This window comes from Microcoleus sp. N9_A2 (assembly GCF_036701775.1).
Taxonomy (GTDB): domain Bacteria; phylum Cyanobacteriota; class Cyanobacteriia; order Cyanobacteriales; family Microcoleaceae; genus Microcoleus.
In genome coordinates this window covers 76,481-92,364 of sequence record NZ_JAUBRH010000005.1, presented here as the reverse complement: position 1 = coordinate 92,364, position 15,884 = coordinate 76,481, and the positions used below count along the sequence as shown (strand labels likewise).

General features: G+C 44.2%; 12 protein-coding genes. 7 read left to right on the top strand and 5 right to left on the bottom strand.

Annotated elements, in window-relative coordinates:
* Window positions 1-181: 181 nt before the first annotated feature.
* Window positions 182-1,537: a response regulator gene (locus QUA44_RS04525; protein ID WP_333248757.1), complete on the bottom strand. Its 1,356-nt coding sequence runs from the start codon at window positions 1,535-1,537 to the stop codon at window positions 182-184.
* Window positions 1,538-1,549: 12 nt separating this feature from the next.
* Window positions 1,550-3,970 (bottom strand): MASE1 domain-containing protein, encoded by a 2,421-nt coding sequence (locus QUA44_RS04520; RefSeq protein WP_333193951.1) that lies wholly within the window; start codon window positions 3,968-3,970, stop codon window positions 1,550-1,552.
* A gap of 620 nt (window positions 3,971-4,590) precedes the next feature.
* Between QUA44_RS04520 and QUA44_RS04515 the strand changes: the two genes are divergently transcribed.
* From QUA44_RS04515 to QUA44_RS04485, 7 genes are all read left to right on the top strand, one after another.
* The gene (locus QUA44_RS04515) at window positions 4,591-4,929 is read left to right on the top strand and encodes a type II toxin-antitoxin system RelE/ParE family toxin (protein WP_172192304.1); all 339 of its coding nucleotides are present in this window, start codon (window positions 4,591-4,593) and stop codon (window positions 4,927-4,929) included.
* A complete protein-coding gene (locus QUA44_RS04510; RefSeq protein WP_216670776.1) occupies window positions 4,922-5,272 on the top strand; it encodes a helix-turn-helix domain-containing transcriptional regulator in 351 nt (116 codons plus the stop codon). Before QUA44_RS04515 ends, QUA44_RS04510 begins: the two co-directional genes overlap by 8 nt.
* Before the next feature lie 47 nt (window positions 5,273-5,319).
* Window positions 5,320-5,613: a hypothetical protein gene (locus tag QUA44_RS04505; protein WP_172192306.1), complete on the top strand. Its 294-nt coding sequence runs from the start codon at window positions 5,320-5,322 to the stop codon at window positions 5,611-5,613.
* Window positions 5,603-5,824, top strand: a complete 222-nt coding sequence (locus QUA44_RS04500; protein ID WP_333248761.1) for a hypothetical protein — start codon at window positions 5,603-5,605, stop codon at window positions 5,822-5,824. Before QUA44_RS04505 ends, QUA44_RS04500 begins: the two co-directional genes overlap by 11 nt.
* A 121-nt stretch (window positions 5,825-5,945) precedes the next feature.
* The gene (locus tag QUA44_RS04495; RefSeq protein ID WP_333248763.1) at window positions 5,946-6,194 is read left to right on the top strand and encodes a hypothetical protein; all 249 of its coding nucleotides are present in this window, start codon (window positions 5,946-5,948) and stop codon (window positions 6,192-6,194) included.
* Window positions 6,188-6,463, top strand: coding sequence for a type II toxin-antitoxin system PemK/MazF family toxin (locus QUA44_RS04490; RefSeq protein ID WP_333248766.1), 276 nt, complete (start codon window positions 6,188-6,190; stop codon window positions 6,461-6,463). Before QUA44_RS04495 ends, QUA44_RS04490 begins: the two co-directional genes overlap by 7 nt.
* Window positions 6,464-6,714: 251 nt before the next feature.
* Entirely contained in the window at window positions 6,715-7,218 is a 504-nt protein-coding gene (locus QUA44_RS04485; protein WP_333248768.1) for a DUF2243 domain-containing protein, read from the top strand.
* A 97-nt stretch (window positions 7,219-7,315) separates the two neighbouring features.
* Here the strand turns inward: QUA44_RS04485 and QUA44_RS04480 are convergent, their stop codons facing one another.
* The 3 genes from QUA44_RS04480 to QUA44_RS04470 all read right to left on the bottom strand — a co-directional run bounded on the left by QUA44_RS04480 (window position 7,316) and on the right by QUA44_RS04470 (window position 15,623).
* A complete protein-coding gene (locus tag QUA44_RS04480; protein WP_333248769.1) occupies window positions 7,316-8,287 on the bottom strand; it encodes an Rpn family recombination-promoting nuclease/putative transposase in 972 nt (323 codons plus the stop codon).
* A gap of 142 nt (window positions 8,288-8,429) precedes the next feature.
* Window positions 8,430-8,792 (bottom strand): hypothetical protein, encoded by a 363-nt coding sequence (locus QUA44_RS04475; RefSeq protein WP_333248772.1) that lies wholly within the window; start codon window positions 8,790-8,792, stop codon window positions 8,430-8,432.
* Between the two features lie 147 nt (window positions 8,793-8,939).
* Window positions 8,940-15,623 carry a translocation/assembly module TamB domain-containing protein gene (locus tag QUA44_RS04470; RefSeq protein ID WP_333248774.1) on the bottom strand — a complete coding sequence of 2,228 codons (6,684 nt, stop codon included), beginning with the start codon at window positions 15,621-15,623 and terminating at the stop codon, window positions 8,940-8,942.
* Window positions 15,624-15,884: the final 261 nt, after the last annotated feature.

Here is a 15,884-nt window from a genome sequence, read left to right as displayed (position 1 = left end):
AAAAGGGCGATCGAACTAAAAGCTAGCCATCACCGGGAAGGCGAACTGAAGTTGGGCCCGTGGAACTAAACCGAACTTACAAAATTAAGACGTTCTGAGTTTTTGAAATTCGCTGATTCTATTCCCTTCTTCCCCTAGCCTAAGCGCCCCTAAACCGCCCTGGCGGTTGCTATAATTTTGGTTAATTTTTGAGAATCGGCAATTCCAGTATAAACTCCGTTCCTTCTCCTGGAGTAGAGTTAACTGTAATTGTCCCTTGATGTTTTTCTACTATGATTTGACGCGCGATCGCCATTCCTAAACCCGTGCCTTTCCCTACGGATTTTGTAGTAAATAAATAATCAAAAATTTTTTGTTTTACCTCTTCTGTCATGCCGATGCCATTATCGCTAAAACGAATTAAAACTGACTCGCGATCGCTCGATAGTTCAGTTTCGATCGTAATCCGGTTTGGGTTGGCTTTAATATCGGCAAAAGTACGTCCGTGATTTGATTCTTCTATTGCCTCGATCCCATTAGCCAAAATATTCATAAATACTTGATTTAATTGGCCCAAGAAGCATTTTATTTCTGGGATATCCTCATAATTAGTAATAACTTCAATTTCCGGTCTAAATTCCGAAGCTTTGAGGCGATGTTTGAGAATTAAAATTGTGCTATCAATACCTTCATTCAGATTCGCCTTCACTGGAAAATCGCGATCGGCTCTGGAAAATGTTCGTAAACTCGTGCTGATACTTTTGATGCGATCGCACCCCACTTTCATTGAGTCTATCATCTTCGGCACATCTTCTAGGAGATAGTCTAGCTCGATTTCTGCGGCATGATTGTTAATATCTGTTTCAGTCGCGCGATCGCCATATAATTTCAGATGTTCGATCAAATCTTGTAATGCTTGCCCAGCTTGGTCGAGGTTGCCATAAATAAACCCCACAGGATTATTAATTTCATGGGCAACTCCAGCAACTAAATTACCTAATGCCGACATCTTTTCACTTTGAATTACTTGCAATTGCGCTTGCTGGAGTTGACTGTATTGTTCTTTCAACTCTTGATTAGCTTTCTCTAATGCTTCATTCATCTGCTGGAGTTGGCAATTTTGTTCCGCTAATTTTTGAGCCTGAAGAGAATTTTCCTGTTTCAGGAGTTTTTGTAAGCGACTGAGTTCTAAATGAGTAGAAATCCGAGCTAAAACTTCCTCTGCTTGAAATGGTTTTGTAATGTAGTCTACGCCACCTACAGTAAAAGCTTTTAGCTTATCCATCATTTCATCCAAAGCACTGATAAAAATTACTGGAATATCCCAAGTCAATTCGTTAGCTTTGAGATGTTTACAAACTTCGTAGCCATCCATCTGTGGCATTTGAATATCTAACAAAATCAAACTAGGAGATGATTGTTCAATAACTCCTAGAGCTAACTTGCCGCTCGGAAATGCTCGCGGCAGGTAGCCATTTTCCTTAAGAAGACTGACAAGCAGATGTAAGTTTGCGGGCGTATCATCAATAATAAAAATTTGACCTTGACTGTCGTTCATGTTTTACTCCTTTTATGCTATAGTAGCCGCAATTAAGTTCAAAACCTTTTCATATTCAAAGTTGTGTAGAGAAGTTGCGATCGCCTCAGCTAAAGGCTCATTGTAAGTAGCTATTTTTTTCACCACCGCAGCAATTAATTCAGAATCGGAATACATTACGGCCTCTTGGAGTTGAGCTAATAGATTCCTCGGAATTTCTGCCAGTGCTTCTGTGGTTAGAACCTCTCTTGTTTGTATTTTATCCGTATTTTTGGGTGTTAATTCTTCATAAACATATTTCACTCCAATATGCTTATTCATCCCATTAAATATTTCTTCCTCTCGGAAAGGTTTCCTCAAGAAATCATCACATCCCGCCGACAGAACCACCGCTTTTTCTTCTTCTAGTACGCTAGCTGTCAAAGCAATAATCGCCGTTGCTTGACCTTTTGTCTGAGATTTAATAGTTTGAGTAGCGGTGTAACCATCCATCACCGGCATCCTCATATCCATCCAAATTAAGTTTGGCTCCCACCTCTCCCAAATGTCAACTGCTTCTTGACCGTTACTGGCTTCCTGAAGCTCAAATCCCAAGGGAGATAGCAGTTTAATTAACAATTGGCGATTGAGAGGTTTATCGTCAACTATTAAAATGCGATATTTGGGTTGATTGGGTTCTAGAGCGATGACTCTGCGAGAGGGTTGGTGTGTAGCAATGTCGCTAGCTTCTACTTCATTAACTTGAATATTAAATAAGAAGATTGTGCATTGTCCCACTTGGCTTTTGACTGTAATATCGCCTCCCATAAGATGCACAAGTTGGCGGCTAATTGGCAAGCCTAAGCCCGTACCTTCCTGAGCTTGTTTTCCGGTTTCTGTTTGGGTGAAGGCTTCAAACAAATTCCCAATTTCTTCAGGGGCAATTCCAGATCCTGAATCTTCAATTTCAAAATGTATGGTGTATGAATTGGTATCAGCCGCTGCCGCTGTTTGTTGGGAATGGACAGGAGTTTCTAAAACGCTAACTCTTACTGAAACTCCTCCCTCTTGAGTAAATTTAAGAGCATTATTAATCAAGTTAATGAGAACTTGACGCAATTTAACATCATCGGTACGGACGTAATGAGGCAGATTGCGATCGTATTCCAAGAGTAACTGTAAACCTTTCTCTTCAGCTTTCATTTGAAACATATCGTGTATGTCGTCAAGTAAGCGATGGAGATCGAAGTTTTTAGGATTAAGGCTGGTTTTACCTGCTTCGATTTTAGAGAGGTCGAGAACGTTGTTAATGAGGGTTAGTAGGTGTTCGCCGCTGCGAGAGATAATGCCGACGCTTTCTTGATGTTCGCGAGGGAGGGTTTGAGAGCGAGTCATAATTTGAGAAAATCCCATAATTGCGTTGAGAGGAGAGCGTAATTCGTGGCTCATGTTGGCTAAAAATTCGCTTTTGGCACTGTTGGCAACTTCGGCTTTTTCTTTAGCATGGGCGAGTTCTGCTGTGCGTTCCTCGACTCTACTTTCTAACTCTTCATTTGCTCTTTTTAGTCGGGCTTCTGCTTCTGTGTTTTCTGTAATTACCGCCGATAAAATCAAAGTTGTAATAGCAACAACACTCATAAAGGATTGCAATAGTAACAATGACTCATTGAGTGACGGACGAACAAATGGCCCTAAACCCTTAGCAGTTCCCACCATAGAAATGACTGACACGATGACGATTAGTAATGTTGAACCCTGTTGTCCGAATCGAAAGGCTGACCAAACTAAGAGGGGAATCAACATATACACGACAGGATATCCACCGCCAAAACTAATCTGACTGATGATAATTACTAGGAATAGTAACAGTGCTGCTTCTACAAATCTTTGTTTAAATAGTAATTTAATTGGCTGAAGTTCCCGACTCCATGCTAATAAGACTGGTCCAAAAACAAGTGTTCCGATCGCCTCCCCTGTCCACCATGTCCACCAAATTACTCCATAGATTGTCCAAGGTGCTTTGCCAAGCAGACACATAGTTGTTACACAAATCGTAGCGTGCAAAGCAGGAGCCAGCAAAGCCGCGAATAGTACAAAGGAGAAAACATCTTGAGCGCGATCGAGCAAATGACGGTCTCTGATAGATCGGTTTATTAGATATACTGCTAAGAGTTGGCTTAATGCGTCGGCAATTCCAAAGATAAAACTGAGCAGGATACTCGTAGGTGTTAACTCTTGAGTAGAAATATTACTGATGAACTGACCTAAAAAGATACCGGGCAAGAGCGGATATCCTAATGACCAGATAGCGGCAAAACCAAGACCAGAACCTATCCAAATTGGTGTTGCAGCTCCAGGCAGGTAAGCCAGTGAGAGTGATATCTTAGAGACACCGAAGTAAATAATAGCAAGTAGAACTATTTGCAATATGGTTTTGCGATCTAATGCGGTTGGAAGTTTGTATATCCTGTTCATACTTCATCCTTTAAGGTGATTTACTTTTTTATGAAGTCTGTTAAACCAACACTTCGGACAGTTTTCAACCGCTAAGGGTATAATGAGGGTTTCAGGCTTTCGTCAAGCTCCGATACAAACGGTACAATGACACTTTCAGGCTCTCATTCACAAACTGTCCGAAGTATTAAGTTAAGAAGTATTGAGTTAATTTGAGTTAGAAATAGTTTTTGCCTAAGATGCGGTCAAATTAATTTTTCCAGCTTTTATCGCCCGATCGCACCCCTGACCTACTGAATCTTCCTAGATGCGCTAATTATAGTGCAATTAAGATTTATTTATTTTAAGAAAATCTTAAATTTTATTTAATTTTGATAAAAAATCGGCAAAAACCTGGGGGGGATGACAACCCGCCCGAAATGCTTATCCCTCCTTTGTCACTCTCGGATTGTCGCTACTTTCCTGACAGTCTCACAACTGACGCACCACGGAATAAATGCTGCGTCAGTTGTGAGTTTCAGTGATAATTGAGAATTACCACACTGACGCACCCTACCGCTTCGATCGCACGCCATGACATACAAAATCGCAGCTACCAGAAATGATATCATTTGACACTTAGGCTTTTACTACATAGAGTCATGGAAGTCCACAAGCGTGAAATTCAAACCTATGAAACCTTAGAAGGAAAAATCCCTTTTAAAGACTGGCTTGATGCTTTGCGCGATCGCGAAGGGAAAGCTAAAATAAAAGGTAGACTTCAGCGGGTTGCTCTTGGTAATTTAGGAGACTGTAAATCAGTAGGAGAGGGTGTTTCCGAATTGAAAATTGACTGGGGCCCCGGCTACCGGGTTTATTTCGCAGAAAGAGACTCAACTATTATACTCCTCCTTTGTGGTGGAGATAAAAGTACCCAAGATCGAGATATTCGCAAAGCCAAAGAATACTGGATAGAATTCAGGAGTAGAGACGATGCCTAAAACGCACAGTTACCATGATTATCTGATTAACTCGCTTCAAGATATTGAAGAAACTGCTGCTTATATTCAAGCAATTCTAGAAGAAACAGCACCGGAATCCGAACTGTTACTGACGGTACTCAGAGATGTAGTTAAAGCTCAAAGTCAAGTCTCTATTATAGCTGAAGACGATTTACAAAATTGGGATCAACTTCAGGAATTGCTGAAAGCATCAGGCGGAGAAGAGATTTACCGATTTATGGGTTTGCTGAAGGCTTTAGGATTAAAGACAGAGATTGCAGCAAGTCAAAGCAAAACACCAGAAGTATCAATAAATTCTCGTGAAGTAGGGTGCGTCAGCTAGGGACAAGGATTTGGCGTTTTATTTCATCCAGCGTGGAGGACTTGATAATGCAAAATTTAACTCAATTAACTCAGCTTGAATTAGTGCTTCTTGCATTAGTAGCTAGAGGTCGAGGAAAGTGCAATTGGTATCAACTGGAAAAGCAACTTTCCTGTCTAGATGTACCACGAGAACCTGGCATGATGGTTGTCTTAAAAAAACTGGCTGCTGATGGCTTGGCTAAACGATATACCGAAACAGATTCGTGGCGCGACAGATGGGAGTTGACGGCAGAAGGGTCGATTTTGATGACAGACGCAACCGTTTATGAACTCACTACTTTATCCGAATATGAAGTTTAACTTAGAAACCAGATTTGTAGTTTGCATTAATAATCAAGACTATCAAGCATCATTGGAAGTGCGAAAAATCTACCAAATAATACCGAATAATCGCGCTGCGGAACATCAATTTATCCGAGTTATTGATGAATCCGGCAAAGATTATTTGTATCCAGTCGCATATTTCGTGCCCATAGAATTGCCGAAAGCCGTAGAAGCAGTATTTGCATAGACAAAGGTTATGTAAGGGCGGGTTCACCAACCTCTATGTTTATAAACAGCAATCTCAATAAACCCGCCCCGCCCAATATTGTGTTACAATAAATAAACCTGAGTGTTAACATCGCAAATGTATGACAGCCAAAATACACATCAGCAAATTAGGTAATTCCTTGGCTTTGCCAATACCAGACTACATAGTAAAGTTTCTCAACCTTAAAGCCGAAGATTCAGTAATTTGCAGCATAGAAAATGGGAAACTGGTCATAGAGCCTGTAAATAATAAAATATCAAAGTATACCCTAGATGAATTATTGGCAGGCGAAATAGAATCTAGCGAAGAAGTCTGTTGGGGAAAACCAGAAGGAGAGGAAGTTTGGTAAACTATATCCCCGAACGAGGTCATTTTATTCGCCTCAATTTTGATCCTCAAGCAGGACACGAACAAATGGGGACTAGGCCTGCACTGGTGGTGAGTCAAACTAAATTTAACCGAAAAATGGGGTTTGTGTTCGTCTGTCCCATTAGCAACACACAACGCAAAAATCCGTTTTATGTTCCCATTCCCGAAGGTGAAGCGATAACAGGTGTAATTATGACGGATCAACTCCGTTATGCAAGATTATCGCGCAAGGCAAGCAAGTTTTCTTAGTGAATGTCGATCAGATATAATTGAGGAAGTTTTGAGGCGAATTCAACCTATTTTGTTTGAGAATATGAGGGTTGATGAATAGTTAATCAAATTATAAACTAGATTTGTAGTTGGCATTAAGCATCAAGAGTATCCAGAAATCTCTCTCGCGGATGATGCGATCGCCCCTCCTCCCCAGCAAAACTAAAAAATGTACTGGCAAATCCCTTCACAGACCCAGGCTCAGCAGTTAAATAATCTGAGGTTTTCCATTGGACGATCGCACAAACTCACCCGCCACCGCTGTAAACAACCGCCGACCTCTAATTATCGCAGGAATTCTCCTCGGTATCGGTCAATCCGGATTTTTTGACGGCATTGTGCTGCACCAACTCCTCCAGTGGCACCATATGTTTAGCAGCATTAAAACCGATGCTACTGTTGCCGGTTTAGAATTAAATACCCTCGGAGATGGATTGTTTCACGCTGCGGATTGGTTGGTAACAGTGGCGGGAATCTTCTGTTTGTGGAGTGCTGTGAAGCGCAAAGATGTTCCTTTGTCAACTCAAACTTTTTTCGGTTCAATATTAATTGGTGCTGGATTGTTTGACTTTGTTGAAGGCATCGTTGACCATCAAATTTTGGGAATCCACCACGTCAAACCTGGTATCAACGAGTTAGCTTGGGATTTAGGGTTTCTCGCTCTTGGCCTTATTTTAGCGCTGTTAGGTTGGATACTGGTACAGAGGGAAGTTCCCGCAGATACTAAAGTTTAAATGAATGCAGAGATTGAGAATTATACCAAATCCGGGTTAAAAATCCCCGATGAGACTCGACCGTTTCAACCGTTGAGTCTCTTTTTAACTCATCAGTTCATCCCGCCGACTCCAACCACGCAATCAAATCCTCTTGACTCCTAAAATCCAACAAAGCCTCTCCCAAATCATCTAACTGTTCGGCAGATAATCCCTGGATGCGAGTTTGAACTTCCGGTGTAACCTCACCCACCCGCCGCACGAGTAGACGCATAATTAATCCTATTTCCCCCTCTATTTTCCCCTTTTCGATTCCTTGTTCGATTCCTTGTTCGATTCCTTGTTCGATTCCTTGTTCAATCCCCTGTTGTATACCAATTTCTATCCCTTTCATCACAGACCCGATTTGGTCTTGGATAAACATTTCTCGCTTGTCTACATCATTCAATTCGTCTAGGGTCAAATTTGCTCGGTTGGCAATTTCCAGCGCGGTATTAATCTCTTCAACAGACTCCAATGTCTCTGGTACTGCTTCCAAAGAGGGCGCGTTTTTCATAAAGTAAATCCATTTTTCCGGCAAAGTTTCGAGTTCATTCAATTCTTTTTTGAATTTTGGTAACTCGACAAACACTAACTTTAACTCGCAGTTGGGATAGACGAATTTCTCTTCAGTTTCTGTGAATTCAAACTTTGAAATTAGTTTTTCGGTGTTTTCAAATAAGATAAAATCGGTGATGGTTAAAGCAATGACTGGATTTAATCTTAAGTAACCGTCTCCAGCTTTGAGTTGAGTTGAATAGGTTTTAGCTGCATTGTAAACTACTCGTTTTTCAAAAGCGGCTACATTGAGTACCTGCATTTCCACAATCACGGTTTTGTTTCCGGTAATCTTGGCTTTGACATCCAGGTAGGTGTCTTTCAATCCTGTGACGCTTCCGGCTGAATAAGGGTCAATGATTTCTATTTCTTGGATTGTGGGTTCTCCGTTATACACCATTGCATTTAGGAAGCTGATTAAAATTTCTGGATGTTCGGAAGAAGCGAATATTTTTTTGAATGCAAAATCTGTTTTGGGGCTAATGAAGCGCATATATTTTATAGGAGTTTTTTTATGAACCGCAGAGGGCGCTGAGGACACAGAGGAGGAGAAAAGAGAGGAAGATGGATATTGACAAATATGGGAAGGGTTGGGTTTTGTTGTCTCAACCCAACCTATTATCTCAATGCTTTTATCAGCCTGTGGCTTGAGTAGTGGCAGGCGACATAACTAGCTTTCCAGTTATATCCATTGTTGCTAGCTTCAGCACTTCATTAAAAGCTAAACCCCGAATTTTGAGTTCCCACCGAATGCCTTTTGCTTTCATTCGCTTGGCTTTCCGCATATCGACATCAGCAGCTTTTTGATGCAAGAGCAAATATTTCATTGCTGCTGTAGCTTCTACTTTTGTGGGAAATGCAATATAAGTGATAAATCCGCCGTCCCAGTGATTGGCGTTGCGGACGCTGCTGATAGTCGCAACTCTCGGACTAAAGCGGTTCCAGTAAAAGTCGCTGTAGCCGATCGACTGTGTTTTAACTTGGAGTTTGTTTGCCATTTGACTTAACTCCTATAATCTTGTGTGCGGGGCTTTGCAGTACCAATTTGCTGCTGTTACTATTATAGCAAATTTTTGGGAATTGGGAATTGGGAATTGGGAATTAGAAAAACAACAGACAACTGCCAACTGTCAACTGCCAACTGACTAAAACCTCAATTCATATTCAGCAGTGACGCGGTTGTCTCCTTGAAAATTACTCGAACCCCTGAGTAAAATTTTATCGCTCAATCGATAGCGCACAGTAAATTCTGTCGGTTGATTTGCTGACAAAACTCGAATGATTGAGGCTGAAATATTGCGCGTGATGTCAAACCCAACTTCTAAACCTAAACCGAGAGAACCCGCACCAGAACTGGAACTAGCAGTTTGTGCTTCGTTGCCTCTAATCCGAGTAGGAAATAAGCGAAATTCGCTCAATCCTGTGGCGTTAGTAATCGCAGATTGAATGTTGTTCAATAAACCCGCACCGGCTAAATTTGCGATCGCCAGTGTACTGTCTCCCTGTCCCAAAGTCTGCACGAAACTGCCGCCCAACAGCGCTACAATCTCTGTTTCCGATCGGCTTGGAGAGCTCCTCAACTCCAGACTTTCCGCCAACTGAGAAGCCCTTCCCTGCACTAACGCTTGAATTCTGACACTCCGCACGCTGCCGAAACTTGTCGGTTCATCGGCTATTTCAGAGGCGACAGATGTTCCCGGAGTGCGGAAGCGCGTTACTTCCTGTACCGAAGTTGCTAACCTCACATCCAGCGTCGGATCGAGTCCTTGTCCTGGTATAAAGGTAGCAGTCTGCGGGTATCCTCGATCGAGTCTAAACTGCGTCGTAAACAAATTCACCGACCCGGAAGTCAACCGAATCGTACCCTCCGGGCGAATATCGTCTAAAGTTCCGTTCACCGTCAAACCCCCAGTCGCCTGGAAACTCAATATCGGCGCACTTGTTACCCGAATTCCTCTGCCCAAATTCAGCCGCAAATCGTTCAATCCAACTTCAAAGGAAGGGGTAGTCGGAGTTGCAGGAGAAGGAGAAACCTCAGTTGTAGGGGAAGCAGAAACCTCAGTCGCAGGGGAAGCGGAAGATGTGGAAGGAGAATCAGAAGCAGAAGAGGAAGAAGCTAACTCTGTTGTGCCGCCGCCGGGACTCCGCAGAAATACTTCACCGTTGTACAGTTCAATATTACCGCTCAACTGCGGGCGCCTAGCCGTGCCCCTTGCCTGCACTTGACCGACTACGCCGCCGCGGTACAATCCTCTGAGATTTAGGGCCAACTTGTCTAAATTCACAGCCAAAGGATTAGCCGCATCGACATCGCCCTCCGCAAAAGGCACAGACAGCGGAATCACGCCAGCGGCCACAACTTGTCCCTGACTCAACTGTCCCCGAATTCCTTCTACCCGAATACGATCGCCCTCAAAGCGCATCGTCCCAGTCAGCCCTGTCAGCGGTTCTGGGAAAGCTTGCGCGCGGACAGTTGCATTTTCAAAATTTGCAATTCCTTGCGCTACAGGCTGTTCCAGCGTTCCTCCCACGCGAATTTGCACCTGTCCCTTGCCACTGACCCACGCAACTTGCGGAGTCAATACATTAATAATTGCCAAACCTTCATTTTGCAAATTCGCCCTCAAATCGATTTGATTGCTGTCAGCTTTCACGGCTGCAAACGGCAACTCAAAAGGCAAACTTCCCTGCACTTCAATCGGTTCGGTTTGAGTTACCAAAGCGCTGCCGCCAAAATTCAGGCGGGCGTTGCTGTAACTGAAACTACCGTCGGCTTGTTTAATCGGTTCTCCGTTTAGCGTACCCTCAACCAAACTCAATTCCCCGGTGGCCTGCGGATTTTCCAAACTGCCGGCTAAGTTCGCCCGCAAATTCAAATTTCCGGTGACATCGACAAAGGGCAATTCTACCAGTTCGGCTAACTTTTGCACCGGCACATTTTCGATTCGCAACTGCCCGGATTGAGCTTTTTGACTTAGTTGTCCCGAAAAGCCGATCGTACTTTTGCCCGATCGAATTTCCAGAGGTAAAATAGTTAAAACCCCGTCCTGAAAACCGCCCTCAATGCTGAACTTTTCAGCGACATATTGGCCCCACTGCCAATTATCGCCCTCAACATTAAATTTAGCTTGCACACCGGTTCGCAAAGAACCGGCAACAGCAATTTCTCCGCCAAAAGTCCCCTGCAATTGAGATAGCGGCGGCAATTTTTGCGATTGGGCCATCACCTCCTGCCGCTGCTGCAAAAGCACTTCAATTTCTGCCAAACGGCGCAACTGTTCGATTAACGGGGCTTCCGGTTCTCCGACTGCGACAGTTTGCACGTCGGCGGCGTTAGCGTAAACGGGAGGTTTGAGGCCTCTGGCTAAATCGCCTAAATTGAAATACTGCAAAGCGACTAAAATCTGCTGCAAGTTGCCCTGCTTGATGTTAACTTTCCCGGCAAATTCCGGGTTTGCGCCTGTTTTCACATTGCCGGAAATTAAGTATTCACCCGTACCTTGGCGGAAGATGCCGTTTGTCAGAGTGGCGCTGCCGTTAGCATAGCTAAATTCGGCTTGAAAACTATCACCTTTAATGTAGCCGATCGCCGGTTGCGCGATCGCAATTTGTCCGTTTGCTTGCAAAGTCTGCGGATTTAACGGCATCTTCCAGCCCGGTACATTCACCTGTCCCGAAACCGTACCAGTTATCGGCCCCAAACCGGCATCTTTACCGGGCGACAGATTCAAAGCAGCGAGGGGAAAATCGCTTAAATTCACTCGCAAAGTTTCTCCCTCAGTTTCGCCGCGGGCTACAGATTCCCCGCGTTTAACTAAGAAAGAAGTCGGCAGAAAAGATGAATTTAAAGCTAATTCAATTTTGTCGCTTGCGCCGGCCAAACGCAAGTTTACACTTTTATCGGAATTCGCACTCACAATCCCCGCCAGTACAGGATCGAATTCAACTTGATTTACTGCTAAATTCCGCACTTCCACATCGCCAACTAAACTGAGGGCGGAGAGATTTCCGGTGAGGCGGCCCGTGAAATCGACATTGCCGCGAACAGGCTGATTTGTTTCTGAAGCGTTGTTGACATTCCCTGCTTTCAAAAATGCCAACTGTTCAGTTGGTAAGGCTGCGAGGTTAAAATTGGAGAGTTTTATATCCAAATCCAAATTTTCAATTGATGGCAATCCTTTACCTTCGAGTTCGACATTCACAAAACCGCTGGCTGTCAAACCCGGAGTTGCAGCTTTTTCTATTTCTACCCGCTTTCCGTCCCAGTTAAATACTGCGTCAAAAGGTTGTTTCAAAAACGGCAATTCGGAGATGCGGAAAATGCCGCCGGCGCGAACATTTTGTAGGGGCGGTGCCCCCGAAGCAGCGGCTATCGGGCCGGATAAATTGACATTGCCGTTAAATATGCCTCGCAATAGCGGGAGATTTTGGGCTTGGGAGACTAAACCGCTGGCTTGCAAGCTTTGGCGCTGGGCTTCAAAGGCTTTCTGGAAGCGACTTAAGGCAATTTGGTCGCCTTCGATTGAGGCGCGCCAATTCCCGGAGGCGGCGCTACCTGTGGCGTTGACAACTCCGCCACCGTTGGCGAGTCGAATTTGTCCGTCGCCCTTGGCGGTGATGCCGTTGGCAGTTAAATTATCTACACTGCCCAAAATTCGGACTTTACCGTCGAGGGTGCCGGCTATTTCTGGCGGTAAATTGGCTGTCAGCAAACCTGTTTGTTTGAGGGTTTGTTCTAAGTTGCTGACTGTAACTCCGTTGGTTTCTAGCAATGCTTCTAAGTTGCCGTTTTCCAATGTGGCTGCAGTATCGATCGCCCCTAGTCGATCGACCAAAATCACTCCTTCTGCCTTAGCACTAATTCCCTTTGCTGTCAAGTTATTCAAACTGCCCGCTGCTTCCAGTTGGCCGTTAACTCTGCCGTCAAATCCTTTGGGCAAAGTCGCCGTCAGGGTAAATAGTTGGGTATCGCGGATTGTTTGTTCTAAGCGGCTGAGAATAACTCGATCGGCATCAGCGAAAACTTGCAACCGTCCACCATCTAATTTACCTTTAAAATCAACCGTACCGTCGGCAATATTGAGTTGGCCGCTGCTGTTGGCTGAAATATCGGCGGCGGTTGAATTATTCAGATTTCCTGACGCTTGAATTTGATTGGATATTTGTCCGTCTAGCGATTTTAGATTTTGGATTTTAGATTTTATATTGTTGAGATTGGCGACTGTTTGGGGGTTTTCAGCAACGAAGGCGGAAGCGACATCTAACAGCGGCAATCCTAAATCTACCAGGCGGGTGATGGAAGTGCGATCGGTTTCTGCGATTCCTTGCCAATTTCCCTCTGTCAATTCTCCTTTAAAATTGACATTACTGCCGGCAAGATTGAGTTGCCCTCTGCCGCTGGCATTGATGCTGCTAGCGGTCAAATTGTCAAGACTTCCCGATGCTGTAAATTGACTAGATAGCTGTCCGTCAATCGATTTTAGATTTTGGATTTTGGATTTTAGATTGTTGAGATTGGCAGATTGTTGATTTTCGGGATTGAAGGCGGAAGCGACATCTAACAGCGGCAATCCTAAATCTACCAAGCGACTGATGGAAGTGCGATCGGTTTCTGCGGTTGCTTGCCAATTTCCCTCTGTCAATTCTCCTTGCAAATTGACATTGCTGTCAGCAAAATTGAGTTTGCCGTTGGTCTTAATATTGATGCCGCTAGCGGTCAAATTGTCAACATTTCCCGTAGCTAAAACTTCACCTGTTAGCTGTCCGCCCAGGGACTTGAGATTTTGGATTTTGGATTTGATATTGTCGAGATTTGCTGAGGATTTTAGGTTGACAAACGGTAAACCAATATCAATTAATTGATTGACAGCAACTCGTTCTGTATTGCCATAAACTTGCCACCGGCCGGATTCCAGTTTGCCGCGAACATCTACAATACTGTCAGCAATATCTAGTGTTCCTTTGGCGTTAGCGGCGATCGCATTTAAACTCAAATCGTCCAGAGTTCCCGCAGCCTCGGCGGTTCCACTGAAGAAACCTGTTAATTGCGGAGGTAAATTAAGTTCTGGCAAGACTTGCTGCAAACTATTAATAGCTATGCGATCGCCCCCGATCAACGCTTCCCACTGACGATCTTTTACCGCTGCATCCACATTTACATTAGTGTCGCCAATTTTGACAACTGTATTTTGCAAATTCACCGTATTGCCTGCGGCGATAATTTCACCGCTTGCGGGAAAAGTTCCTTGCTGTGCTTGCCATTTAACTCTAGCTTGGATGTTGTCAAAAGGGCCGAAAAGTTGAGCTTTGGCGGAGATATTGCCAATTTTAACAGTAGCAGGAATCTGGACAGCGTAAATTTGGGCGATCGCATCTCCCGGTACATTTTCAGCTTGCAAATCAAACACCAAACCCGATCGCGAATTCCCGCTCGATAAAGCTATATCGACTTCACCTTTACCGCTAATTTTACCACCGGCAGCCGGCACTATCAACATATCGCTCAAAGCCAAACCTAGAGAGGAAAATGGGGGAATAGAAGATTGAGTTTTGGGAGTTGTGGTTTGAGCCATTCTCCTCGGTTCCAGCTTAAAATTAGTGCTAATATTGTTTAATTGCAGGCGATCGACCACAGCGGGTTTCGTGGAGGCGATCGTACCTATCAGCAGTGGATTTGCAACGGTTCCAGTCAGTTTAACATCGGCCTTAACTTCCCCCGCAACTGCGATCGGCAATACAACTTTCTTCCCTAACTCTGTTTCCACCGCACTGACAACATTTGCCACGGCTACCGGCTGCACGTTAGTTATTAGATTGAAGCTAGCTCGCTCTAGATTAAAATTTTCTCCTGTTGCCACTGTTCCAGCTATTTTAACTGGAATTATACCGTAATTAGCAGTCAAACTATCCACAATCAAATTAGTTCCCTGAAACCGCAATTGACCGCTGCTATTTTGGATTGTTTGTTTCAGCGGCTTGATATTTGCCTGCAATCCGGCAAAACTAGCAGTTCCAGTAAGTGCTGATAATTTATTATCTCGCAATTGCACGGTTAAATTGCCATTTGCTAGACCTTTTTGTAAAGAAATTCCCGGCAGTTTCAGCAAGCGGGCGAGGTCGGACAAAGGTAAGTTTTGACCTTGCAACTGCAGGTTAGTTTGAGCCGCAGGCAACAGAGAATCTGCCTTTACTGCAAAATTATCATTATTAGTAAACTGACCGTTTACTTCGTAGAGGATGCGCTGATTTTGCTCGCGAAATAAAGCACTGCCGTTGTTCAGACTTACAGAAATTGGAACCGATCTTGGCTGTCCGATGGGGGGATTTGGCACCAAAACTGCGCTGACATTTTCAACGCGCAGGGCATCAATTTCTGTTTTAAATAAACCTGGTTTTTTGGGTTCTGAGGTGGGAATATTAATCCAGCTACCCTGCTTGTCCTGTTCGATATAAACGCTGGGTTTAATTAAGGTAAGATCTAATTTTAGAGTGCGGTTGAACAGCAGTGGCAAAATTGAAAATTTTACTTCTACTGCTTCTGTAGATGCGTAATCTGGATCTGTAGGAGTTGCAGGTAAAGTCGATCGGCCAAACCGCAAACTTGTCGGAGAAAATCTCTCCAAACGTCCGATTTGCACAGGCCGCTTCAGCAACTGACTGACTTCAGTTTCCACCAAAGGAGCTAACTTTTCCCGCACCCACTGGTATCCTACCGCCGCCCCCACCAAAGCGAGAATACCCAATCCCGTACCGCTAAGCAGCAGCAGACGCCACCAGCGGCGGTGGGGACGGGGTGCGAGTTGATTTTTGTTATCGTCGGAGTTAGTCATGGGTGTTTCTCAGAAATCAGAGAATTCAGGAATTAAGGGAATCAGCCAATTTTAGACAGGTATAATTTCTGTGATTCGCCAGTGTGCCTTCTGCCTTTGGTAGACTCAGAAGTGAGGTCGGAAGTGCCGATCGCGCCCAACGAAGGCCGAAGGCACGCCCCACTCCAGGGTAGACTCCAGAAACCTTTACCGAACTTAATCAAAACACGCAACATCACCTAAAACCAAGTCCTCCAACTCCCCCAAATCCTCTGGGTTTCC